The organism is Flavobacterium oreochromis (genome assembly GCF_019565455.1).
Classification (GTDB): Bacteria; Bacteroidota; Bacteroidia; order Flavobacteriales; family Flavobacteriaceae; genus Flavobacterium; species Flavobacterium oreochromis.
In genome coordinates, this window is record NZ_CP067377.1 from 3,515,952 (window position 1) to 3,540,003 (window position 24,052).

General features: G+C 31.1%; 17 protein-coding genes, 2 tRNA genes, 2 rRNA genes, 3 pseudogenes and 1 other annotated feature. Of the genes and pseudogenes, 10 read left to right on the plus strand and 14 right to left on the minus strand.

All coding sequences use genetic code 11. The features are described 5' to 3' along the window. Positions 1 to 47: 47 nt before the first annotated feature. Together JJC03_RS16905 and JJC03_RS16910 are read right to left on the minus strand one after the other, a co-directional pair. Positions 48 to 923: a glycerophosphodiester phosphodiesterase gene (locus tag JJC03_RS16905; protein WP_088445146.1), complete on the minus strand. Its 876-nt coding sequence runs from the start codon at positions 921 to 923 to the stop codon at positions 48 to 50. Next, on the minus strand, positions 920 to 2,047 hold the full coding sequence (locus JJC03_RS16910) for a cysteine desulfurase family protein (RefSeq protein ID WP_088399930.1): 1,128 nt from the start codon (positions 2,045 to 2,047) through the stop codon (positions 920 to 922). The genes JJC03_RS16905 and JJC03_RS16910 overlap by 4 nt, the downstream gene beginning before the upstream one ends. Before the next feature lie 319 nt (positions 2,048 to 2,366). Here JJC03_RS16910 and JJC03_RS16915 point away from each other — a divergent pair, with 319 nt between their 5' ends. Then, positions 2,367 to 2,861: a metallophosphoesterase family protein gene (locus tag JJC03_RS16915; RefSeq protein WP_088399932.1), complete on the plus strand. Its 495-nt coding sequence runs from the start codon at positions 2,367 to 2,369 to the stop codon at positions 2,859 to 2,861. A 162-nt stretch (positions 2,862 to 3,023) separates the two neighbouring features. On the opposite strand, the gene msrA is transcribed toward JJC03_RS16915, so the two are convergent. The 4 genes from msrA to JJC03_RS16935 form a co-directional block, all read right to left on the minus strand. Continuing rightward, positions 3,024 to 3,632: a peptide-methionine (S)-S-oxide reductase MsrA gene (gene msrA / locus JJC03_RS16920; RefSeq protein ID WP_088399934.1), complete on the minus strand. Its 609-nt coding sequence runs from the start codon at positions 3,630 to 3,632 to the stop codon at positions 3,024 to 3,026. Between the two features lie 8 nt (positions 3,633 to 3,640). Then, entirely contained in the window at positions 3,641 to 4,156 is a 516-nt protein-coding gene (gene msrB, locus JJC03_RS16925; RefSeq protein ID WP_088399936.1) for a peptide-methionine (R)-S-oxide reductase MsrB, read from the minus strand. Between the two features lie 161 nt (positions 4,157 to 4,317). Next, positions 4,318 to 5,700: a hypothetical protein gene (locus JJC03_RS16930; RefSeq protein ID WP_235873756.1), complete on the minus strand. Its 1,383-nt coding sequence runs from the start codon at positions 5,698 to 5,700 to the stop codon at positions 4,318 to 4,320. Positions 5,701 to 5,705: 5 nt separating this feature from the next. Beyond that, positions 5,706 to 6,611, minus strand: coding sequence for a hypothetical protein (locus tag JJC03_RS16935; protein WP_103715321.1), 906 nt, complete (start codon positions 6,609 to 6,611; stop codon positions 5,706 to 5,708). A gap of 301 nt (positions 6,612 to 6,912) precedes the next feature. Here JJC03_RS16935 and JJC03_RS16940 point away from each other — a divergent pair, with 301 nt between their 5' ends. After that, positions 6,913 to 7,794 carry an LETM1-related biofilm-associated protein gene (locus JJC03_RS16940; protein WP_258932023.1) on the plus strand — a complete coding sequence of 294 codons (882 nt, stop codon included), beginning with the start codon at positions 6,913 to 6,915 and terminating at the stop codon, positions 7,792 to 7,794. 121 nt (positions 7,795 to 7,915) lie between these two features. Next, positions 7,916 to 8,113 carry an LETM1 domain-containing protein gene (locus tag JJC03_RS18445; protein WP_258932024.1) on the plus strand — a complete coding sequence of 66 codons (198 nt, stop codon included), beginning with the start codon at positions 7,916 to 7,918 and terminating at the stop codon, positions 8,111 to 8,113. On the opposite strand, the gene JJC03_RS16945 is transcribed toward JJC03_RS18445, so the two are convergent. Continuing rightward, positions 8,110 to 8,592: a Dps family protein gene (locus JJC03_RS16945; protein ID WP_088399943.1), complete on the minus strand. Its 483-nt coding sequence runs from the start codon at positions 8,590 to 8,592 to the stop codon at positions 8,110 to 8,112. The genes JJC03_RS18445 and JJC03_RS16945 overlap by 4 nt on opposite strands. Before the next feature lie 398 nt (positions 8,593 to 8,990). Between JJC03_RS16945 and JJC03_RS16950 the strand changes: the two genes are divergently transcribed. Beyond that, positions 8,991 to 9,932, plus strand: coding sequence for a LysR substrate-binding domain-containing protein (locus JJC03_RS16950; protein ID WP_088399945.1), 942 nt, complete (start codon positions 8,991 to 8,993; stop codon positions 9,930 to 9,932). Positions 9,933 to 10,420: 488 nt separating this feature from the next. Here JJC03_RS16950 and JJC03_RS16955 read toward each other — a convergent pair. Continuing rightward, positions 10,421 to 13,047: pseudogene (locus JJC03_RS16955) on the minus strand (valine--tRNA ligase). Positions 13,048 to 13,348: 301 nt separating this feature from the next. On the opposite strand from JJC03_RS16955, the gene JJC03_RS16960 reads away from it, so the two are divergent. After that, positions 13,349 to 13,732, plus strand: a complete 384-nt coding sequence (locus JJC03_RS16960) for a DUF1573 domain-containing protein (RefSeq protein WP_088399947.1) — start codon at positions 13,349 to 13,351, stop codon at positions 13,730 to 13,732. A 100-nt stretch (positions 13,733 to 13,832) separates the two neighbouring features. Here the strand turns inward: JJC03_RS16960 and kdsB are convergent. Together kdsB and JJC03_RS16970 are read right to left on the minus strand one after the other, a co-directional pair. After that, positions 13,833 to 14,569 (minus strand): annotated as a pseudogene (kdsB, locus tag JJC03_RS16965) (3-deoxy-manno-octulosonate cytidylyltransferase). Positions 14,570 to 14,741: 172 nt separating this feature from the next. Continuing rightward, positions 14,742 to 16,166: an ATP-dependent DNA helicase gene (locus JJC03_RS16970; protein WP_088399951.1), complete on the minus strand. Its 1,425-nt coding sequence runs from the start codon at positions 16,164 to 16,166 to the stop codon at positions 14,742 to 14,744. Between the two features lie 203 nt (positions 16,167 to 16,369). Between JJC03_RS16970 and JJC03_RS16975 the strand changes: the two genes are divergently transcribed. The 5 genes and pseudogenes from JJC03_RS16975 (at position 16,370) to JJC03_RS16990 (ending at position 20,148) form a co-directional block, all read left to right on the plus strand. Then, positions 16,370 to 17,194, plus strand: a complete 825-nt coding sequence (locus JJC03_RS16975; protein WP_088399953.1) for a DUF3822 family protein — start codon at positions 16,370 to 16,372, stop codon at positions 17,192 to 17,194. Further along, positions 17,185 to 17,775, plus strand: a complete 591-nt coding sequence (gene rsmD, locus JJC03_RS16980; RefSeq protein ID WP_235873757.1) for a 16S rRNA (guanine(966)-N(2))-methyltransferase RsmD — start codon at positions 17,185 to 17,187, stop codon at positions 17,773 to 17,775. Before JJC03_RS16975 ends, rsmD begins: the two co-directional genes overlap by 10 nt. A gap of 169 nt (positions 17,776 to 17,944) precedes the next feature. Next, positions 17,945 to 18,528, plus strand: a pseudogene (locus tag JJC03_RS16985) (YebC/PmpR family DNA-binding transcriptional regulator); the annotation flags it as partial. A gap of 491 nt (positions 18,529 to 19,019) precedes the next feature. Then, positions 19,020 to 19,175, plus strand: coding sequence for an ISAon1 family transposase N-terminal region protein (locus JJC03_RS19455; RefSeq protein WP_445297855.1), 156 nt, complete (start codon positions 19,020 to 19,022; stop codon positions 19,173 to 19,175). 19 nt (positions 19,176 to 19,194) lie between these two features. Beyond that, the gene (locus tag JJC03_RS16990; protein WP_202971608.1) at positions 19,195 to 20,148 is read left to right on the plus strand and encodes an ISAon1 family transposase; all 954 of its coding nucleotides are present in this window, start codon (positions 19,195 to 19,197) and stop codon (positions 20,146 to 20,148) included. 157 nt (positions 20,149 to 20,305) lie between these two features. Here the strand turns inward: JJC03_RS16990 and rrf are convergent. From rrf to JJC03_RS17010, 4 genes are all read right to left on the minus strand, one after another. Then, positions 20,306 to 20,415 (minus strand): 5S ribosomal RNA (gene rrf, locus JJC03_RS16995). A gap of 172 nt (positions 20,416 to 20,587) precedes the next feature. Next, positions 20,588 to 23,459, minus strand: a 23S ribosomal RNA gene (locus JJC03_RS17000). Between the two features lie 170 nt (positions 23,460 to 23,629). Further along, positions 23,630 to 23,703: transfer RNA gene (locus JJC03_RS17005), tRNA-Ala, on the minus strand. A gap of 90 nt (positions 23,704 to 23,793) precedes the next feature. Then, positions 23,794 to 23,867 (minus strand) — tRNA-Ile (locus JJC03_RS17010). A 69-nt stretch (positions 23,868 to 23,936) separates the two neighbouring features. Next, positions 23,937 to 24,052: a sequence feature (16S ribosomal RNA rRNA prediction is too short), on the minus strand.

Consider the following 24,052-nt stretch of genomic DNA (forward strand, 5'->3'; position numbering starts at 1 on the left):
AAATAAAAGAACTATTTTTTATTTTGGACCTTAGATTGGAAGTTTTTTTATTTCTTCAACTCAAAATAAAGATTTGGATAATCTGAAATTAGTCCATCTACTCCATAGGAAATTAGGGTTTTCATTTCTTCCTTTTTGTTTACTGTCCAAGGAATTACTTTTATATTATTTGCATGTAAATAATCGATTTTTTCTTTATCCAATAAAATAAATTCAGGACTATAAACAGTAGGTCTAAATCCTAATTTTTTTAAGTTTTCCTTAATTGAAAGTGTATTCTCAACTAAAAGAACTGTTTTAAACTCAGGATATTTTTTATGTAAGTATTGCAAAGTTCTAACATCAAAAGATTGAATATAAATTCTATTAGAAATTCCTTTAGTTTTTAAAACTTTAACTAATAAATCTACAAATTCTTTTGGTAAAGGATGATAAACCTCATCTCCTTTTGGGTCTGATTTCGTTTCTATATTATAAAAAATCTTTCTACCTGGGTATTTTTCATGTATATAATTTTCAGTAAAATCAATTACATCATTTAATAAAGGCTTATATACCTTTATTTTTTGTTGTTCTAAAAACCTAGGATGTATCTTACTTCCACAATCACATCTTTTAATTTCATCGTAATTCATTTGAAATAAGTTAAATGATTGCTCTTTTATTTCACTAATAATTTCACTATTCTTATCTAAACAAATTTCGTGTGATAAAAATGGCTCGTGTGATAACAACACTTGTTTATCCTTACTAATAACCACATCCATCTCTAAAGTAGTTACTCCTAAATCAATTGCTTTTTTCATTGCTTCTATGGTATTTTCAGGAAGTAAACCTCTGCATCCACGATGTCCTTGGATATCAAAATTTTGAGCCTGACTCATAAAAGGCAAAAGGAAAATGATTAATAATTTTTTATTCATATTTTTTTGATAGTCTCAATTAAAAAATCAATATCTTCTAAAGTATTATATTTAGAAAGAGAAATTCGCATATTAGGTTTAGTCAAATATTCATTTGAAATAAATGCTTCTAAAACATGCGAGGGCTTTGAGCTTCCAGACTGACAAGCACTCCCTCTTGAAATAGCTACACCATTCATATCCATTAAAAAAACAACCATACCTGATTTAGTCTCTTCCAATGGTAAAATAACATTTACAATATTATGCTGGGTAACCTCTGGATTTCCTACCAAAACACTCTCCGGAAAATGATTTTGTAATGCTTCAATTAAATACTTTTTTAATCCTTTAATATATTCTCTATTAGTCTGTAGGTTTACTAATGATACATCCAAAGCTTTAGCCATACCTACAATATTATGAATACTTTCAGTACCTGCTCTAAGCCCCTTTTCTTGTTCACCTCCATAAAGAATGGGTTGCAAAACAATATTTTTTTTAATATATGCAAATCCAACGCCTTTTGGTCCATGAAATTTATGAGCACTAGCTACTAAAAAATCAATAGAAATATTAGACAAATCAATAACTGATTTACCTACACCTTGAACTGCATCTGTATGAAAATAAGTATTACTTTTTTTACATAAATCAGCTACTTTTTTTAAATCTAAAACTGTTCCTATCTCATTATTAACATGCATCAATGAAACTAAAGTTTTAACATCTGATTGTAATAAATCTTCTAAATGATTATAATCAATTGTACCATCAGAATTAATAGAAACAAAATCAACTGGTAACTTAAATTCTTCTTGTAAAACTTCTACAGTATGAAGTACTGCATGATGCTCAATTTTACTGGTAATAATTCTTTTTACCCCTAAACTTTTAATTGCTGAACGAAGAATTAAGTTATTAGCTTCTGTTGCACAAGATGTAAAAATAATTTCTTGAGCATTACATTTAAGATTTTTAGCTATCGTTTTTCTAGCTAGTTCAAGCTCATTTTTTGCTTGTCTACCAATCTCATGTGAAGAAGAGGGATTTCCATATTGAGTACTTAATATTCGCGTCATTTCCTCTATTACTTCTGGATATAATGAAGTGGTTGAGGCATTATCTAAATATACTTTTTTCATTTTAAAATTTAAATGGTTCAAATAAACAAGACTATCAAAAAATTAAAAAACTACATCTTTACTATCCTACAGAGTTATATAATAACTGAATAGTTATTTCAGCACTCACCTAAAGCGTTCATATAATAATAAACTAAAATAAATTATTGAACGAAGTTGATTCTAAACTTTTAAAAAGACTTATTATTATTGTGTTTATATTTATTTCAAATTTAATGATTTTATATATTTGAACTTAAAAATATTTCTTCCTTTAAAGGAAGAAATATTTTATAATTTATTAATCATTTTTTAGCATTAGCAATTAGGCTTTCTTTATATGAAAAAAATCTTATTACTATCTGATACTCACGGACATATAGATGAATCAATACTTAAGCACGTAAACTGGTCAGATGAGGTATGGCATGCTGGTGATATAGGAAATTTAATTGTTACAGATACTATCAAAAAATATAAGCCATTACGTGCCGTATATGGAAACATAGATGGTACAAATGCTAGAATGGAATTTCCTCTACACAATCGTTTTTTTTGTGAAAAAGTAGATGTTTTAATTACCCATATTGGAGGATATCCCAATAAATATAATCAAGAAATTAAAGAAGAATTATACAAAAACCCTCCTAAATTATTTATATGTGGACATTCTCACATACTAAAAGTCCAATTTGATAAAAAACTAAATCTTCTACATATGAATCCAGGAGCTTGTGGAAAAAGTGGTTTTCATCAAATGCGAACAATGTTACGTTTTATTATTGAAGGAGAATCTATAAAAGAATTAGAAGTTATAGAATTAGGTGCTCGATAATAAACTACAAATCATAATCATCAAATAAATAGTTTTATAATAGGAGACTGAACGAAGTCTTAATAAATTTAGGAATTTTCGGATAGTCTTTTTTTATCATTATGAAATAGTAATAATTTTTATAAATAACATGAGCTTATTTAAAAAAAAGCTTACTTAATATTATTTCTTTTTCTTTAAACGATCTTTAAAAACTTTTTCAAATTTTTCTAATTTAGGTTGAATAACATATTGACAATATGTTTTCATCTTATTGTTTTCATAATAATTTTGATGATAATTCTCTGCTTTAGTAAAACCTTTAAAGGGCTCTAAGGTAGTCACTATTTTAGATCTATAAGCTTTTGACTTTTCTAATGCTTCAATCAGATCTTTTGCCATTTTCTTTTGATTTTCATTCGCATAAAAAATAACTGAACGGTACTGAGACCCCATATCTGCTCCTTGACGATTAACGGTAGTAGGATCATGTACGGTAAAGAAAACTTTAAAAATTTCATCTAAATTTGTTTTTGTAGAATCATACTTTATCTGAACTGCTTCTGCAAAACCTGTATCTCCTGTAGAGACTTGTTCATAAGTTGGATTTAAAATATTACCTCCTGAATATCCTGACTCTGCTGAAATAACTCCATCTAAATTATCAAAAACAGCTTCGATACACCAAAAACAACCTCCTCCTAGCGTTATTGTTTCAATTTTAGGTTTTACTTTCTGAGCTGAAACTATTGTAGTAAAAAAACTTATAAGAATAATAACTATTTTTTTCATCTTGCTTATTATTTTTTAATTTTAGAATCGGGTTCAAAATCTAGAGCTATTGAATTCATACAATAACGCTTTCCTGTTGGTTCTGGTCCATCATCAAACAGATGTCCCAAATGTCCTTCACAACGACCACATAAAGCTTCTATCCTATCCATTCCATATGATCTGTCACTTCTAAAAACAATACTCTTTTTATTAATTTGTTCAAAAAAACTAGGCCATCCACATGAACTGGCAAACTTAGCATCAGATCTAAATAATGTATTTCCACAAGCGGCACAATAATACGTTCCTTTTCCTGTATAATTCCAGTATTTTCCAGTAAAAGAAGCTTCTGTATTAGCTTTTCTTGATACTAAATATAAATCTTCAGGTAAAATAGCTTTCCATTCTTTATCAGTAAGCTTTAATTTATTAGTAGCTGTATGAGAATAGTATGGATTTTTAATATTCCCATTTTGAGCATTCATACAGTTTAACGCAATAAGTAGTAAAAAGAAAAGTCCTTTTTTAAAAATCCTAACCATAATAATGTCTTTTAATATTATATATCAAAGGTAATTACATTGTAGTTTTCTAAATGTAAACTAGATTACATCTGATAGACTTTTAATAGAGTATTTCGAGTTTTAAAAATTCTTCTTAAAAAAGAAAAGGTGCCCTGACAAGGCACCTAATCAAAACAAACTTAACTAAAAAATAACACTTTACTATAAGAAGCATTATCCGTTTCTATTAACCAAAAGCCTTTTTTAGCAATATAACTTTTGAAAAATAATGGTTTTGTCTTATCTAATGAATTCATATATTTTTGTAATGAATCAGAAGTATTTAAAAAATAAAGAGTTTCTTTATCTATCCTAAATCGTTTAAATTGATCAATAATACAATTAGATTGAATCCCATTTTGAGAATTAATACTTTGATCAATAGTAAATTTTAAAATATGTTCTATTTTCTTTTGACCTGTATTATTATCTATTAGAAGAACATCTGAATAATTTAAGTCATTTGAATTAACTGAACAAAATACCTCTTCTTTTCGTACACGTAATGAAATATTTATTTTAGAAATATCTTGTCTTTGATTAAATCCTCTTACATCAATTACTTCTTGTACTGATTCCCAAATTAATTTCCCTTTAGAATCAAATTTAAATACATATACGCCTAATGGTATATTAATATTTTCTCCTAATTCCTTGGGCTCATTCCCAAAAATACCAAACACATATACATGTCCTGTACTTTTATCTATTACATAATTATTGATTGCTAGCTCAGAAAGTTTTTTATTTGATTTAGCATCAATAATACTCCCTCCTCCATTATCAGCAAATAATAAATAATACTTTGGCACATCTACTAAATAAGAAAAATCACCTATTTTAGTTCCATTCAAATCATATACACTTCTATAAATAGTTGCTGATTTATAATTTTTATTTATTGATTTCGTAATAAAGCTAATATTGTCTTCATTTATACGAACATCAAAATTAACTCCTTCAGAATATGTAGTTGTTGTTTTATTTTCAATTTTATTTAAATCAGGTTTAACCAACTTGTTTTGAGTGGATTGTCCTGAAAATAAATCAATTACTTTTAAAAATAAATCATCATTTTTTAGATCTACTTTATCATTATTTTTTTGATTGACTATTGACAGACCATAAATATCATTAAAGTATCTGAAATTTTCACTAATCTTAAAAAAGTTACTTGAAGAACCGTCTAGATTAAGTTTATATTCTTTAGGAAATTCATTTTTATCTGAAATTTTACCAATTAAAAAAGCAGTTTCTATAGGTGAAAAAACACAATTAGCTAATTTTTCATTTGAAATTAATTTTTGTGTAAAGCCATCTTTATCAAAAGCCCAAATATCTTGTATTTCATTTTGATAAACTTTATTAACATGTTTTCCTTGAATTAAAACAACTTTATCTTGATTAGGTAAATAAATATAATCTAAGGGTTGCTTTTCTTCCTTATATGGAATTTCAGAAATTACTTTCTGTCCAAAACTGGCGGTAGCCACACCACAGGCTAAAACAATTAAACTTCGCATTTTACTTAAAATCCTTGTTTAAATGTTACACCAAAAGTAAAGGATCTAGTTAATCCGTCAGGACGAACTTGACGCACTACAAATGGAGCTGCTAAGGAAGTTTCAATACTACTATTAGCCCCTAATTTATAATTTGCAATGATATTACCATTTAATGTTAAACCATTTGAGTTTTCTATTGTAATTTTTTGATTTAATTGATCTACATATGAATCATTTCCTAAATGATAAATAAACAATAAATTAGGTTTCAATGTTAATTGGTCATTAGCTAATAATATCTTATAAGTAGATCTAAATAATACATCAGGTCTTCTGTGAAATAAATTAGTAGAAACAAACTCTTGTGTTGGAGATAAATTACTTAAATAAGAATTTTTATTATCATTTAGTGGTAACTGAGCTGCTAAATTAAAATCCCATTTTTTTAATCCTGCTTCAATTCCTCCAATTATATCATAAGTTCCTAAACTAGATTGATAAGGCATAGGCAATGAAACATTATTAATTTTATTATTAGCATTTGTTAGTGGAATTTTTACGCCTAATAATCCTGACCATTTTAATCGTTCTGAATCATTTAATTTATAATTAGCCGTTACAAATATATCTCCTACGTTTGTTCTTGTACCAAAATTACCATTAGCTGATAAACCTGTAACTTTAAGATTCATAGCAAATCTATCTGTAAACAAATGAGTATAAGCTATATGAGATGATACAATCCCTACATTTTTTTCACCTAAACCATAACCTGCATTAACTTCTAGATAATTTTTGATATTCTTACTAGTAGTCTTAAAAGGATTTCCTACAGAACAAAATCCTGCATCACTACAACCTTGTGCCACTAATGGTTGAGCCATAATTCCTGATAGTAATAATAATGTAATTTTTAATTTAGTACCCATACTTATTTGTATTATTTATTATTTTATTTGTTATTCAATATTTACAGTCTTATAAATGATATTAAAAAATTAATTCCAAATAAAAACTATGTAGCAATTTTATGTGTTAGTTCAACAGACCTATTTTGAATTAAGATTTTTATTAAAACTGGGTTAAATAGCTTTTTAATTTATTAATATTCCACTTTTAAAATTTCATTTACTCAATAAAACAAAGATAATCTTCAAAATATTAATTAAATGTTAACTAGATTACATTATATAAATTTGTTTGAATTTCTTTTTTGTATTAATTTGTCACATGATAAATCCATCAGCACACGGTTGGGTCCACAAATTTTTCTTTGAGCAATCCTCACAAGAACAATTTAGCATATTTGATTCTGAAGGTTTTTATTTAGCTACAAGAAACACAGGATTTTTAGTAGGTTATACAACCCATTTTGTAACCTCTATCCCCATTGAAATTGACTCACTCACTATTGAAGAAATCTCAAAAATTGCTTTACTCAATTCATTATTTGGTATATACCAAATCATTAAAAAAGAGAACAATAGTATCCGTTTTACAGAAGAGGTTGTTAATTTTTATCATGAACTACATCCTAAAGGTTCAGGTCTTTTTGACTTCTTTTTACCTAATGATACACTTGAAAGTAAATTAGAAAAAATTATTTCAAATCGTATCAAAACCAATGACAACATAATCAGTAAAAACTTTTCTCATATAGTAACAAATGCTTTACTATTTATAGACGTACTGGCATTCAAAAAATATATTGAAAATGGCTATCTTCCTAAAAAATATTTAAAAAAAATAGAAGAAATAATTGTAAATGTAATTTCATTAGCATTAACAACAAAAACTACTAAATCAGCATATGATGACCTTTTGCAAAAATTATTTGATTCTTCTGTTCGCTATTCTAAATTTAATAGAATAAATACTAAAACAACTTTAGAAAATATTGATTTTTCCTATTTAATAGATGATTATGAAAAATTTTATTTAATGGATCTCACTAATATGGCCCTTTGGAATGATGGACAAATGGATGAATCCGAATACAACTTTTTAAAACTTTTAAATCATCAATTAACTCTCTCAGATACTTTTGTCATGAAAAGTATTAGTGATATGGATCTTTTTTACGTCTTAATAAAAAAATATCCCTTATTTTAATTACTCGAATCCTGTCAAACATTTTTATGACCAAACCAGTTTAAATGTTCAAACACTAATACAAAGAAATAAAAAACGCCTTTTAATTGAACTTTCACAAAGCAAAGAACTAGTCATATTATTGTCACAATCTACTATACGTGAACTTAACCCGGAAGAAAAGAAGAAGGTTAAGACTCAGATTTTAGATATTTGTAAAACAATACCTTCACTTACTATTTTTTTAGTTCCTGGTGGTAGCTTATTACTACCTATACTAATAAAATTTATTCCTAAACTTCTTCCTTCAGCTTTCAACGAAAACTTAGACCAACATTAATCTACCGTTTCTTCTAGCCAAGCACTCATCATCCAAATAGTCTTTTCTTGCTCTTTAATAAAATCACTCATCATAGAGCTAGTTCCTTCATCATCTATAACATCAGAACTTTTTAAAATTTTACGTTCAATCACTAATAATGTTGTAATAGATGCTACAATAAGCTTAATAGCTTTTTCATCATTAGAAATATTTTTACCAGCCGTAAGTTCACTATTTTCTAAATAATCATTAAAAGTATGATACGGGATTCCTCCTAAAGTTAAAATTCGCTCCGCTATCATATCAATTTTAAGCTGCGAATCATTATATAACTCTTCAAATTTTAAATGCAAATCAAAAAAACGTTTACCACGTATATTCCAATGTAAACCTCTTAAATTTTGATAATAAATTTGAAAATTAGATAATAACGCATTGAGTTGAATTACTAATTCTTTTGTTTCTTCTACTGGTAATCCTAAGCTGTTTATTTTCATTTTAGTGATTTTTAAATTAATTATTATTTTCTCCGTTTAAATTTTTACAATTTCAAATTATTATAAAAATACTCCTTTCAAATTTACAAAATCTTGTAATCTCAGTTGTTTTATACCGTTTATTTTATTTAAAATAAAATCCAAACTTTAAGTCAATCCATTGAGATCTTTCAAAAAGCAACTTTTAACCAAGAACAACTTTTATATAGAGAAAATATTTTTTTATATACATTATACAAAACAACCTTAAGAAAAATAAATAAAAACAATAAATGTTAAATACTAATATCTTTTCAATAAGGTTTTTCTTTTTCGGATTCAAAATTATTTTTATTTAACTACTTTTTATTATAAAACAAATTGATTATATTTATATTTGTATAAAAGAACTTTATAAAATGACTATTACACAATTACAATATGTATTAGCTGTTGCCGAGCACAAAAACTTCACACAAGCAGCTGAAAAATGTTTTGTAACCCAGCCTACATTAAGTATGCAGATTCAAAAAATTGAAGAGGAACTGGATATTATAATATTTGATAGAACAAAAAAACCTATACAACTAACAGAAGTTGGAAGGAAAATTGTTGAACAAGCCAAGAATATAGTAAACGAGGCAGATCGAATTCAAGATATTGTAGACCAAGAAAAAGGCTTTATTGGAGGTGAATTTAGAATTGGTATCATACCAACAGTAATGCCAACTTTATTACCCATGTTTTTAAATAACTTCATTAAAAAGTATCCAAAAGTTAAACTAATTATTGAAGAATTAAATACAGCTGAAATCATAACTAAATTAAAAAATGGACATTTAGATGCTGCCATAGCTGCTACCCCTCTAGAGGAAGAAAAAATTAAAGAAATTGTTTTATATTATGAACCCTTTATGGTTTATGTGCCCGAAAATCATAGTAAATTTAATAAAACTGAACTAGAAATAGAAGATTTAAATGTTGAAGAAATTTTATTACTACAAGATGGGCACTGTTTTAGAGATGGGATCTTAAATCTTTGTAAAAATAAAAATACATCTAAAGAAAATAAATTTCAATTGGAAAGCGGTAGTTTTGAAACGCTTATACGATTAGCTAATGAAGGCTTAGGAGTTACCCTGCTTCCTTATCTGCATACCTTAGAATTATCGGATAAAGAAAAGCTAAAATTACGCCATTTTAAAGACCCTAAACCATCACGAGAAGTTAGTTTATTAATTCCTAAAAATGAATTAAAAATTCATATTATAGATGCTTTACGCAATGTAATTTCAGGCGTTTTAAGAGGGGCAATTGCTTTTCAAAATGTTGAAATTATTAGTCCTCTTTCAAAAAAATAAATTTCAAAATCATTTTATGATGTTAAAAGTAGTTTTATTTTATTAATTAAATTTAGTTAGTACATTCTAAAATAAAACAATATAAAAACAGAATGCCTCAAAAGTTAAACAATTTTTTTGAGGCATTTTTTTATGGAAAGAAATGTCAAATATGATTCTTTTTTTAAACTTTGGAGAGTTAAAATTATCTTTAAAAATTCCTCATATAAAACTATTTCCTTTAAAAAAGATACTAAAAATATCCTCCCCTCAATTATAGTAATACATATTCATTAAAAGAAAAGACATTATACAAAATATACCTAGAAAAAAATATTATACTAAAAACAAATTTCCAATAAATTATTTTATCTTAGAAAGCTAATTTTCAATAGCTCAATTAAAAAAAATTCAAGTATATATAATAAAAACGAAATGAGTCCGATAAAATATCGGACTCATCATATATGAACTAATTAAACTTTAATAAAGTTTTAGAATAGTTTTTATTATTTTAAACCTTCTAAACTTTGCTCAATAGTAACAATTTTAGCTAAGGCATCTGCTTCTTTTTACGCTCATTAGCAATTACTTGTTCTGGAGCACCTGAAACAAACTTCTCATTAGAAAGTTTACCTTGTACTGATTTTAAGAAACCTTTTGTATAGTTTAATTCTTCTGTCAACTTCTTGATTTCAGCTTCAATATCAATACCCTCACCTACAGGGATGAAATATTCGTTTGATTTTACACGGTAGGATAAAGCACCATTTACTTTTTCAGAAACGTATTCTAAATTCGATACGTTTCCTAACTTAATAATTACACTATCAAAGAATGTTGAAGCATTTTCATTATTTACTACTTTTAATTCGATAGTATCTTTGAATGAAATGTTTTTATCTTTTCTGATCGTTCTAATACCTGAAATAACTTCAGTCGCAAAATCAAAATCCGTAATTAATTTTTCATTATACGTTTTTACTTCTGGCCATTCAGAAACAATTAAAGCTTGTTCAGGTGTTCTATCGGCAATATATTGCCAAATTTCCTCTGTTAAGAAAGGCATAAATGGATGTAACAACTTCAAGTTAGCTTCTAACATTTCAATAGCTTTGTCAAAAGTCGCTCTATCAATTGGTTGTTGGTATCCTGGTTTAATCATTTCTAAGAACCAAGAACAGAAATCATCCCATACCAATTTGTAAATCGCCATTAAAGCATCTGAAATACGGTATTTCTCAAAATTATCTTCAATTTCTGCTAATGTTTTTTGTAACTTAGCTTCGTACCAAGCTATTGCCGATTTAGAAGCTTCGGGTTGCGCAATATCCGCTACTTCCCATCCTTTGATTAAACGGAAAGCATTCCATATTTTATTAGCAAATCCTTTACCTTGGTTACATAATTCTTCGTCGAATAAAATATCGTTACCCGCAGAAGCACTTAATAATAAACCACAACGAACACCATCAGCACCAAATTTTTCAATCAAATCTAATGGATCTGGTGAATTACCTAAAGATTTAGACATTTTACGTCCTTGTTTATCACGTACTAAACCTGTTAGATATACATTAGTAAACGGCTTAGCATCGGCGTACTGATAACCCGCAATAATCATACGCGCTACCCAGAAGAATAAAATATCTGGACCGGTTACTAAATCGTTAGTTGGATAGTAATATTTGAAATCCTCATTTTCAGGATTTATTACCCCTCCAAAAACCGCCATAGGCCATAACCAAGAAGAAAACCAAGTATCTAAGGCATCTGCGTCTTGTTTTAGGTCAGATGCTTGAAGCTGGTTGTTAGCTGTTTTGATTTTAGCCAATTCAAGAGCTTCTTCTTTAGTTTCTGCTACTACAAAATCTTCTTTCCCTTCACCATAGAAATAAGCAGGAATTTGTTGTCCCCACCATAACTGACGCGAAATATTCCAATCGCGGATGTTTTCCATCCAATGACGATACGTATTATTAAAACGTGAAGGGTATAATTTTACTTCTTCCGTTTCTAAAACCGCTTTGATAGCAGGTTTTACTAATTCTTCCATTTTTAAGAACCACTGATCTGATAATCTTGGTTCGATTACAGCCTTAGTTCTTTCAGAAGTACCAACTTTATTTAAGTGGTTTTCAGTTTTTGCTAATGCTCCAATTGATTCTAATTCTTTAGAAATTTCATCACGAACCACAAAACGATCTTTTCCTGCATAATGCAATCCAAAAGAATTTAAAGTGGCATCTTCATTAAAAATATCAATGATTTCCAACTTGTGTTTGTCACCCAATTCTTTATCATTCATATCATGAGCAGGTGTTACTTTTAAACATCCTGTACCAAATTCCATATCAACATATTCATCAAATATGATTGGAATTACACGATTACAGATAGGAACAATGGCATTTTTACCTTTTAAATGTTGGTAACGCTCGTCTTCTGGATGAATACAAATAGCAGTGTCACCTAAAATAGTTTCTGGGCGAGTTGTAGCAATCGTTACAAACTCGTTTGTTCCTTCAATTTGGTATTTTAAATGGTATAATTTACCTTGACGCTCTTCATAAATAACTTCTTCATCAGACAAAGTAGTTTTCGCTTCTGGATCCCAGTTAACCATACGGTAACCGCGATAAATCATTCCTTTGTTGTATAAATCTACAAATGACTTAATAACTGAAGCCGTCATATCATCATCCATAGTAAATTTAGTTCTATCCCAATCGCAAGAACAACCCAATTGCTTTAATTGTTCCAAGATGGTTCCGCCATACTTCTCCGTCCAATCCCAAGCGTGTTTTAAGAATTCTTCACGGGTTAAATCGTTTTTGTTGATTCCTTCTGCTTTTAGCTTAGCAACTACTTTAGCTTCAGTAGCAATCGAAGCGTGGTCCGTTCCAGGTACCCAACAAGCGTTGAATCCTTTTAAGCGTGCACGACGAATTAAAACGTCTTGAATCGTGTTATTCAACATGTGTCCCATGTGCAATACCCCAGTTACATTAGGAGGAGGTATAGTAATCGTATAAGGCTTACGATGGTCTGGTGTAGAGCGGAAATATTTATTCTCCATCCAATAGTCATACCATTTCTTTTCTACTGACTTTGGATCAAACTGTGCTGGTATCATTTTTTAAAAAAAAGTTTAAAGGTTTAAAGTTTAACATCTGTTAAACACAAATTTTATAAAAGTGCTATAAATAGCTAAATAATTCCAACGATAAACGACTCCTATTGCAGTTTGATACATTAGAATTAAAATGACTAATACAAAAGACAGACTCGCTCCTGTAGAAAAATATAAGTATTTTTTGGTACACTTTTTGTATTTTTATGCAAAAATAAATAAACCACTTAAAAATAAAAAGTTTAAGATTTTTTTTTGTAGGTTTACTTGAAAGAAAGTAATTTTACTCATCTAATTAGAACAAATGAAACAAATTTTATTTTTTACAACATTAGTTTTATTCAGTTTTTCCTTACAAGCTCAAAGTGGGGCAAAAATAGAATTCAAAACACATGAAATTGATTATGGTACGATTAGTAAATCAACCGATAATGGTGTCCGATTTTTTGAATTTACTAATACAGGTGATGCGCCTCTTCTTATCAAGAATGTACAATCTACTTGCGGTTGTACAATACCTTCTTTTTCTAAAGAACCTGTTCAACCAGGAAATTCAGGAAAAATAGAAGTCAAATATAACATGAACCCAGGTCCTATCCGTAAATCCATCATGGTAGAGAGCAATGCAGTTAATACAGAAAGTGGACTAACTCCTTTAAAAATAAAAGGAACTGTTGAAATCAATTAAATAATAAAACGTATGAAAAAACCAATGTTAAATAATATAAGATTGGTTTTTTTAACACTTTAAAATTACCTTCAAATAATAACTAAAAAAATTAGTTTATCTAACTTATTTCTTCTAATAACTTTCTTGCTTTTTCCAAATCATCAGGTGTATCTATACCTACACTACCATGAGTTGTTTCAACCATACGGATACGCTTTCCATATTCTAAATAACGAAGCTGTTCTAATTTTTCCGAAGCCTCTAATGATAGCATAGATAAACGATAAAAATCCATTAAAGAATTTTTTCTAAAACCATAAATTCCTATATGCTTCATATATCTAACTCCTACATTTTCTTCTCTAGGATAAGGAATTACTGAACGAGAGAAATACAAAGCAAATCCTTCTTGATCCACAACAACCTTAACATTATTAGGATTTTCTATTTCCTTTTTATCCTTAATTTCAAACATTAAAGAAGCCAAATCTACTTTTTTCTCCTCATCATTTTTAAAAATTTCAATTATTTTTTTTAATGGTTCAGCATCAATAAACGGTTCATCACCTTGCACGTTTATTACCACTTCCACTTCCATATTTTCAACAGCCTCAGCTATTCGATCACTTCCGCTTTCATGTTCCTTGACACTCATGATCACTTTCCCTCCATTAGAAACTATTTCATTATAAATTAAATCAGAATCAGTCACCACAAATACATCATCAAACAATTTTGCATTTATAGCAGCTTCATAAGTTCTAAGTATTACCGTTTTCCCCCCAAATCCTGCATTAATTTAGCAGGAAAACGAGTAGAAGCATAACGAGCAGGTATTACAGCAATTATTTTCATTTTATTTTATATTAATATGATATATTACATCGAAACCAATTAAAAGATATAAAAACTTAAAATTAAACTAATAAATAAAACTACACAAGATACATTATTAATAAAATATATCATTTACATCTTCAAAATCTACTATTATTCAAAAACTAATCAATAAGCAAATAATGATTCATCAAGTATTAAAAAACTCATCTTTAAAACCTATTAAATATAATTTATCCTTTGCACGAGTCATAGCCGTATACAACCAACGTACAAAATCTCTATCAATATCACTAGCTAAATAAGGTTGTTCTATAAAAACAGTATTCCACTGCCCTCCTTGTGACTTATGACAAGTAATAGCGTACGAAAACTTTACTTGAAGCGCATTAAAATACTCATTATTTTTAACCTTTTGATACCTTTTATACTGCGCACGCTCATTTTCATAATCTTTCATTACCTCTTGATACAAACGACTTGATTCCTCATAAGTCAACGAAGGTGACTCACTCATAATTGTATCCAATAACAAAATCGTATCTAAAGGACGTTGATTAGGATAATCAACCATTCTAATTTTCACTACAGCAAATCGAAAACCATATAACTCTTTTATAGAACGAATTTCTAAAACTTCTATAATATCTCCATTGGCAATAAATCCAGCCTCATCAGAATCTTTTAACCAAAAATAATTATTCTTTACAACCATTAAAAAATCACCTGCAGACAACTCACTCTCTTTACCTAAAATTTTAGCCCGTATCTGTTGATTATATTGATTAGCCCTTTTATTTGAACGAACAATAAAAGTAGTATCTTCTATACTATAATTACTATACGACTGATTAATAGCATCTTGTATATCATAACCATCAGTCAACCTAACAATATCCTTAAATCCTTTTAATTTAAATTGAAAATCAGTAATAAAATGATCCTTTAACAACTCCCTTAATTCAGTTGCATTATATAAAATACCAGAATTAACTTCCTGACGCATTACTTCATCTAGTTCTATAGAATACACTTCCTTATCATAATTCAAACTTAGTGTTTCTATATTTAAAGCAGGTGATATATCCAAATTAACTGGAGGTAACTGAGCCGTATCCCCAATCAAAATCATTTTACAATTTTGACCAGAATACACATACGAAATTAAATCATCTAACAACGAACCATTTTCATACATCTTCGAATCAGTATCTACATCCGAAATCATAGAAGACTCATCCACTATAAAAATCGTATTAGTATGCTTATTAGTTTGCATAGTAAAACTAACACCTCCCCCACTCCCTTTTTTAGGAAAATATATTTTCTTATGTATCGTAAACGCCTGTTTATCAGAATAATTAGAAATAACCTTTGCTGCCCTTCCCGTAGGAGCTAATAAAACATATTTTTTTTGAACCTCTCCCAAATGATTTACTATAGTAGAAATCAGAGTAGTTTTACCCGTCCCAGCATATCCTTTTAATACAAACAATTCATTTTTATTAAAACTCTCTACAAATTCAGCTACTTTTCCAAAAAAAACATCCTGTTTTACAGTAGGTTGAAATGGAAATCTTTTTCGTAAAATACTGTAAAATAACCTCGAACTCATCTCTATTTTTTAATCTATTTTAAGGATGTCAAATATAAAACATATCAATTAAGATATCCTCTTCCAAACTAATAAATATCAACTCAATGTCATTTAAAAATCAGCATACATAATACTCTAAAATATATAATAATCTAAACACGTTTAAAATGGTTCTTAACTAAAAAAATCGTAATTTTGTAACATTATAGGGTATAAAAAGAATGCAAACATCAACTAATACAATACTTAACAAAAAATATAAAAAATTATTACTTCAAATTTCATTACAAGAAGTATCATTTTGTTTATACAATACATTAGAATCTAAAATAGAAATTTTTGGTAACTACATTTTAACCCAAAATAATACAATTCAAGAAACAGAAGATGAAATTCTTAACTTAATTAAACAAAGTACGGTTTTACAAAACGGTTTTGATGATGTATTAATATTACACGATAATGCACTGAATAGCTTTGTTCCACAAACACTTTTTGATGAAAAATACTTAAAATCCTATTTACAATATAACGTAAAAATATCTCATAATGATTTTGTTACATACGATCAAGTTCTAGGTAATGACATGAATAACATATACATTCCTTTCACAAAACTTAACAATGCACTAATTCATTTATATGGCCAATTTCATTACAAACACACCGCTACCATTTTAGTAAAAAAAATATTAGAAACAAGCAAAAATGTAGCAGAACCTCAAATTTTTGTTCACATTCAAGAAAAACAATTCCAAATAATTGTTGTAGAAAATCAAAAACTACTACTTTACAATTCCTTCGAATACAACAAAGCAGAAGATTTCATATACCATCTACTTTTCACAGCTGAACAATTAAAATTAAACCCTGAATCAGTTATTGTCAAACTACTTGGCAAAATAACAAAAAACAATGAATTATTTGAAATAGCATACAAATACATTCGAAATGTAAGCCTATACACTGAAAACTTACAGATTGACCAATCAATATCTGAAGAAAACTATTTAAAAAACTTTATTTTAATACACGCATGCGAATAATCTCAGGAAAATACAAAGGTAGACGCTTAGTAGCTCCCAAAAATCTACCCGTAAGACCTACAACTGATATGGCCAAAGAATCACTCTTTAACATATTAAACAACTACTTCAACTTCAATGAATTACGAGTATTAGACCTGTTTAGCGGTACTGGCAACATAAGCTACGAATTTTCATCTAGAGGAGCAGAAAACATCATTAGTGTAGATGGAGACTTTGGTTGTATAAATTACATCAAAAAAACAGCTAAAGAATTTGATATGAATATTACCCCAATTAAAAGTGATGTATTCAAATTCTTAGAAAAAAACAAAAACAATTACGACATTATCTTCGCTGATCCCCCTTACGATCTAGACCAAAAAAACTTTGAGAAAATTTTAGATCTAATTTTTGAAAATAATCTATTAGATACTGATGGAATGCTTATAATAGAACACTCAAAACACACAAAACTTTCACATAAAGAAAATTTTTCCTTTGAAAAAGCCTATGGAGGATCAGTATTCACATTTTTTGAATTTGAACAAGAAGAAGATGACGAATACGACGAAGAAGAATTAATAGAAGAAAATAACTAATAAACAAAAAAACTGTTTATCAAATATTTACTTTAGATTTTTTTTAATACTACATATAGTATTTTTGTACAATAAAAAAATTAGTAAACATTCATATAGTCCAATATAAATAGAAATGGGAAGAGCGTTTGAATTTAGAAAAGCACGTAAAATGAAACGTTGGTCAGCAATGGCTAAAACGTTTACAAAAATTGGTAAAGATATTGTAATGGCTGTAAAAGAAGGAGGTCCTAATCCAGAGACTAACTCCCGTTTAAGAGCCGTTATACAAAATGCCAAAGCAGCTAACATGCCTAAAGACAATGTGGAGCGCGCAATAAAAAAAGCAAGCGATAAAGACACGGCTAACTACAAAGAAGTTCTATTCGAAGGTTATGCACCACACGGAATTGCTATTTTAATAGAAACAGCTACAGATAACAACAACAGGACTGTAGCAAATATCAGAAGCTATTTTAACAAATGTAATGGAACACTTGGTACACAAGGCTCAGTAGAATTTATGTTTGATCATACTTGTAACTTCAGAATTCATTCTGAAGGACAAGATGTAGAAGAATTAGAATTAGAAATGATCGACTTCGGTGTTGAAGAAATATTTGCCGATGAAGATGGAATCGTTATGTATGCCCCTTTCGAAAGCTTTGGAGCAATCCAAAAGAACTAGAAAATCGCGGAATAGAAGTCTTATCATCCGGTTTTGAAAGAATACCACAAGTAACCAAGGAACTAACACCAGAACAAATAGCCGATGTTGAAAAATTATTAGAAAAAATAGAAGAAGACGATGATGTAATGAATGTCTTCCATACCATGCAAGAATAATATAATATCAAAAAACTCAATATAACACAAAGCTACTCACACAGAGTGGCTTTTTTTAACCTAATCTAATTTATTCAACACCCAAATAAATTAATTCCCTTCTAAATATACCCCCACTCATATATTTTTATAACGTGCCCCACCACAACGGTTCAAGTAAAAAAGTTGTGGAGAAATTTTAAAATAGCTTACTTTGTGTAAAACTAAATTATCCAAATGAATTCTTCATTTAATTCTCTAATTGAACTATTACTCCCAGAATATCTTACGCATTATTTTGAATTAACTTCAATTGATAGACAGCAAGACGCATTGCATTTATATTTAGAAGAATTAAATAAAATCCCTTTGGAATATTCAAAACTGATAAATTACAATCAAAAGGTTTTTTTGAATCTATCACAGTTCAAGATTTTCCGATAAGAGAATATAAGGTTTATCTTCATATTAAAAGAAGAAGATGGCTTAATTTATCTACTAACAAAGTTGTTTTCAGAGATTGGAACTTAGTAGCAAAAGGCACTCGATTAACCCAAGAGTTTGCCTCTTTTTTAAAAGAAATCAATCGATACTAACTCTGATGACACTAAAAGCATTGCTAAATTTTATCATGTTAATGGAAAATCACTTCAAAATCAGTATAAAGATTTTTTGAGTGATTTTAAAAATTGGAATCAAATTCAACATGCAAAGCAATGGTTGTTATATCCACAAAACTTAGGAAAAAATTTATCTATAGATGAAACCGCACTTTCTTATGATGAATTATACACTATTATTACAAACAAAAAAGCTAAAGGAAAAGCAGGAAGCATAGTAGCTATTATTAAAGGAACTAAAGCAGATAATATCATCGAAATATTGAGCAAAATACCTTTAAAAGAAAGAAACAAAGTAGAAGAAGTTACTTTAGATATGGCTCCAAATATGGGACTTATCATCAAAAAATCATTCCCAAATGCAACACTTGTAACTGATAGATTTCATGTTCAAAAACTTGCCATTGAAGCACTACAAGAAATTAGGATTAAACATAGATGGGAAGCTATTGACCAAGAAAATGAATCCATTGAAAAAGCTAAAAAGAATAAGAAAAAATTTAATCCAGAATTACTAAAAAACGGAGAAACTAAAAAACAACTATTAGCAAGAAGTCGATATCTACTTTATAAAAGAAAAAATAAATGGACTGAAAATCAAAAAGAAAGAGCCAAAATTGTATTTGAAATTTATCCAGATATCGAAATTGCTTATCAACTCTCAATAGAACTATCAAACATTTTTCAAAATACAACAAATAAAATATATGCTTACACAAAATTAGCCAAGTGGCACGAAAAAGTAAATCAAACAGGATTTAAAGCTTTTAATACCATTTCTAGAACAATAATTAACCACTACAAAACAATACTAAATTATTTTGATAATCGAAGTACTAACGCTTCAGCAGAATCTTTCAATGCAAAAATAAAAGCTTTTAGAAGTAAATTTAGAGGAGTGAGAAATATAGAATTCTTCCTTTTTAGACTAACAAATTTATATGCGTAATTTTAACTAATCCACAGAAATATGACTTGATCCGATATTCCCCCACTACTTTTAGTATTGATCCGTAGCTTGCTACGCCCGATCACGCAAGCAATAACATCAATCAAATTCTTGCTAAAACAAAAAACCCTATTCTTTACAGAATAGGGTTTTTAAAGAAAGGCAGCGATCTACTCTCCCACATAATTGCAGTACCATCGACGCTGGCGGGCTTAACTTCTCTGTTCGAAATGGGAAGAGGTGAGCCCCGCCGCAATAACCACCTTAAGGTTGTAAGTGATAAATGATTAGCTCATAGTGATAAGTCTTTGACTTTTCACTTTTTACTAGTTACTTTTCACTGTAGCTTATAGCTAGCAATATTTTAACATATTGAGATAAATATTCATTTAAAGAAAGAATCTGCTTCCCCCCTCCTTTACAGGGCAAGGGGGAGGCTTACAATAAGCTTACGGGTTATTAGTACTACTCGGCTATGACATTACTGCCTTTACACCTATAGCCTATCAACGTGGTGATCTTCCACGACCCTTAAAAGAAATCTCATCTTGTGGTGGGTTTCGCGCTTATATGCTTTCAGCGCTTATCCCTTCCCAACGTAGCTACTCTGCGATGCTCCTGGCGGAACAACAGATACACCAGCGGTTAGTCCAACTCGGTCCTCTCGTACTAGAGTCAGATCCACTCAAATTTCTAACGCCCACAGTAGATAGAGACCGAACTGTCTCACGACGTTCTGAACCCAGCTCGCGTGCCACTTTAATGGGCGAACAGCCCAACCCTTGGGACCTTCTCCAGCCCCAGGATGTGACGAGCCGACATCGAGGTGCCAAACCCCCCCGTCGATGTGAGCTCTTGGGGGAGATCAGCCTGTTATCCCCGGCGTACCTTTTATCCTTTGAGCGATGGCCCTTCCATGCGGAACCACCGGATCACTATGCTCTACTTTCGTACCTGATCGACCTGTATGTCTCTCAGTCAAGCTCCCTTTTGCCATTGCACTCTACGCACGGTTACCAAGCGTGCTGAGGGAACCTTTAGAAGCCTCCGTTACTCTTTTGGAGGCGACCACCCCAGTCAAACTACCCACCAAGCAATGTCCTCTCTTTTGAGAGTTAGGCCTCAGATAAGCAAAGGGTGGTATTTCAACAATGACTCCACAACGCCTAGCGACGCCATTTCACAGTCTCCCACCTATCCTACACATCACTTATCCAAGGTCAATACTAAGCTATAGTAAAGGTGCACAGGGTCTTTTCGTCCCACTGCGGGTAATCGGCATCTTCACCGATACTACAATTTCACCGAGCTCATGGCTGAGACAGTGTCCAGATCGTTACACCATTCGTGCAGGTCGGAACTTACCCGACAAGGAATTTCGCTACCTTAGGACCGTTATAGTTACGGCCGCCGTTTACTGGGGCTTCAATTCAATGCTTCTGATTGCTCATAACATCTCCTCTTAACCTTCCAGCACCGGGCAGGTGTCAGGCCCTATACGTCATCTTACGATTTTGCAGAGCCCTGTGTTTTTGATAAACAGTCGCCTGGACCTCTTCACTGCGGCCAGCTTGCGCTGGCGACCTTTCTCCCGAAGTTACAGGTCTATTTTGCCTAATTCCTTAGCCATGAATCTCTCGAGCACCTTAGGATTCTCTCCTCAACTACCTGTGTCGGTTTACGGTACGGGTACTTATAATCTAAGTTTAGAAGGTTTTCTTGGCAGCCCTTAGGTACTCTATCCCATCATCCGAAGATTCCGAGTACTATCGTATTTCACCAAAACCTACGGATTTGCCTATAGGTCTTATAGTTACGTACTTTAACGAACTATTCCGTCAGTTCGCGGTACTTTCATCACTGCGTCACTCCATCACAATTATAAGTAGTACGGGAATATTAACCCGTTGGCCATCGACTGCGCCTTTCGGCTTTGCCTTAGGACCCGACTAACCCGCAGCTGATTAGCATAGCTGCGGAAACCTTAGTTTTTCGGTGTGGGTGTTTCTCGCACCCATTATCGTTACTTATGCCTACATTTTCTTTTCTAACCTCTCCAGCATCCCTCACGAAAAACCTTCTACGATGTTAGAATGCTCCCCTACCACAGTATATTCTGTCCATAGCTTCGGTAGTATGCTTATGCCCGATTATTATCCATGCTCGATCGCTCGACTAGTGAGCTGTTACGCACTCTTTAAATGAATGGCTGCTTCCAAGCCAACATCCTAGCTGTCGATGCAATCAAACCGCGTTTGTTCAACTTAGCATACATTTGGGGACCTTAGCTGATGGTCTGGGTTCTTTCCCTCTCGGACTTGGACCTTAGCACCCAAGCCCTCACTGCTGTGTATATTATATAGCATTCGGAGTTTGTCAGGAATTGGTAGGCGGTGAAGCCCCCGCATCCAATCAGTAGCTCTACCTCTATATAACTAGACCACAGCGCTGCACCTAAATGCATTTCGGGGAGTACGAGCTATTTCCGAGTTTGATTGGCCTTTCACCCCTACCCACAGATCATCCCAAGACTTTTCAACGTCAACGGGTTCGGACCTCCACTATGTGTTACCACAGCTTCATCCTGTCCATGGGTAGATCACACGGTTTCGCGTCTAACACTACTGACTAAAGCGCCCTATTCAGACTCGCTTTCGCTACGGATCCGCACCTGAAGTGCTTAACCTTGCCAGCAACGTTAACTCGTAGGCTCATTATGCAAAAGGCACGCCGTCACATCTTAATGATGCTCCGACCGCTTGTAAGCGTATGGTTTCAGGTTCTATTTCACTCCGTTATTCACGGTTCTTTTCACCTTTCCTTCACAGTACTGGTTCACTATCGGTCTCTCAGGAGTATTTAGCCTTAGCGGATGGTCCCGCCAGATTCAGACAGGGTTTCACGTGCCCCGCCCTACTCAGGATACCACTATTCTTTATATCCCTTACTTATACGGGACTATCACCCTCTTTGGTTAACCTTTCCAGGTTATTCTAATTCAGTTTACAAGAAATATTGTGGTCCTACAACCCCAATATTGCCGTAACAACATTGGTTTGGGCTAATGCGCTTTCGCTCGCCACTACTCACGCAATCACTTTTGTTTTCTTCTCCTCCGCCTACTTAGATGTTTCAGTTCAGCGGGTTCGCCTCCTATCGGATACTATGTCTTCAACATAGTGGGTTGCCCCATTGGGATATCTGCGGATCTATTCGTATGTGCCAATCCCCGCAGCTTTTCGCAGCTTATCACGTCCTTCTTCGCCTCTGAGAGCCTAGGCATCCCCCATACGCCCTTATTTTGCTTATTGTTTCTTTTTTAATTATAAATGTTAATTTATAAATGATGAATCAATTCATAATTCACAATTTAAAATTCACATTTTTTTGTGTTCTTTCTACTTGTTTGTATGTTTATCTCAATATGTCAATGAACTTTAATCAATTAACAATTATCAATTGATAATTATCATTTTTTTCGTGGAGAATATCGGAGTCGAACCGATGACCTCCTGCGTGCAAGGCAGGCGCTCTAGCCAGCTGAGCTAATCCCCCGTTTTTAATTTCAAAATTTAAATCTCAAATTTCAAAATTCAAGGACTCAACTTCTAAAATTTCCTTTTCTCTTAAAATACTTGTTAAAAGTAGTCCCGGGCAGACTCGAACTGCCGACCCCTACATTATCAGTGTAGTACTCTAACCAGCTGAGCTACGAGACTCTGTATTTTAAGTCTTTTTTTTTGAACTAACAGCGAGAGTAAGACCCTAGGTCTTTTTTATGTCTCTAGAAAGGAGGTGTTCCAGCCGCACCTTCGGTACGGCTACCTTGTTACGACTTAGCCCTAGTTACCAGTTTTACCCTAGGCAGCTCCTTGCGGTCACCGACTTCAGGTACCCCCAGCTT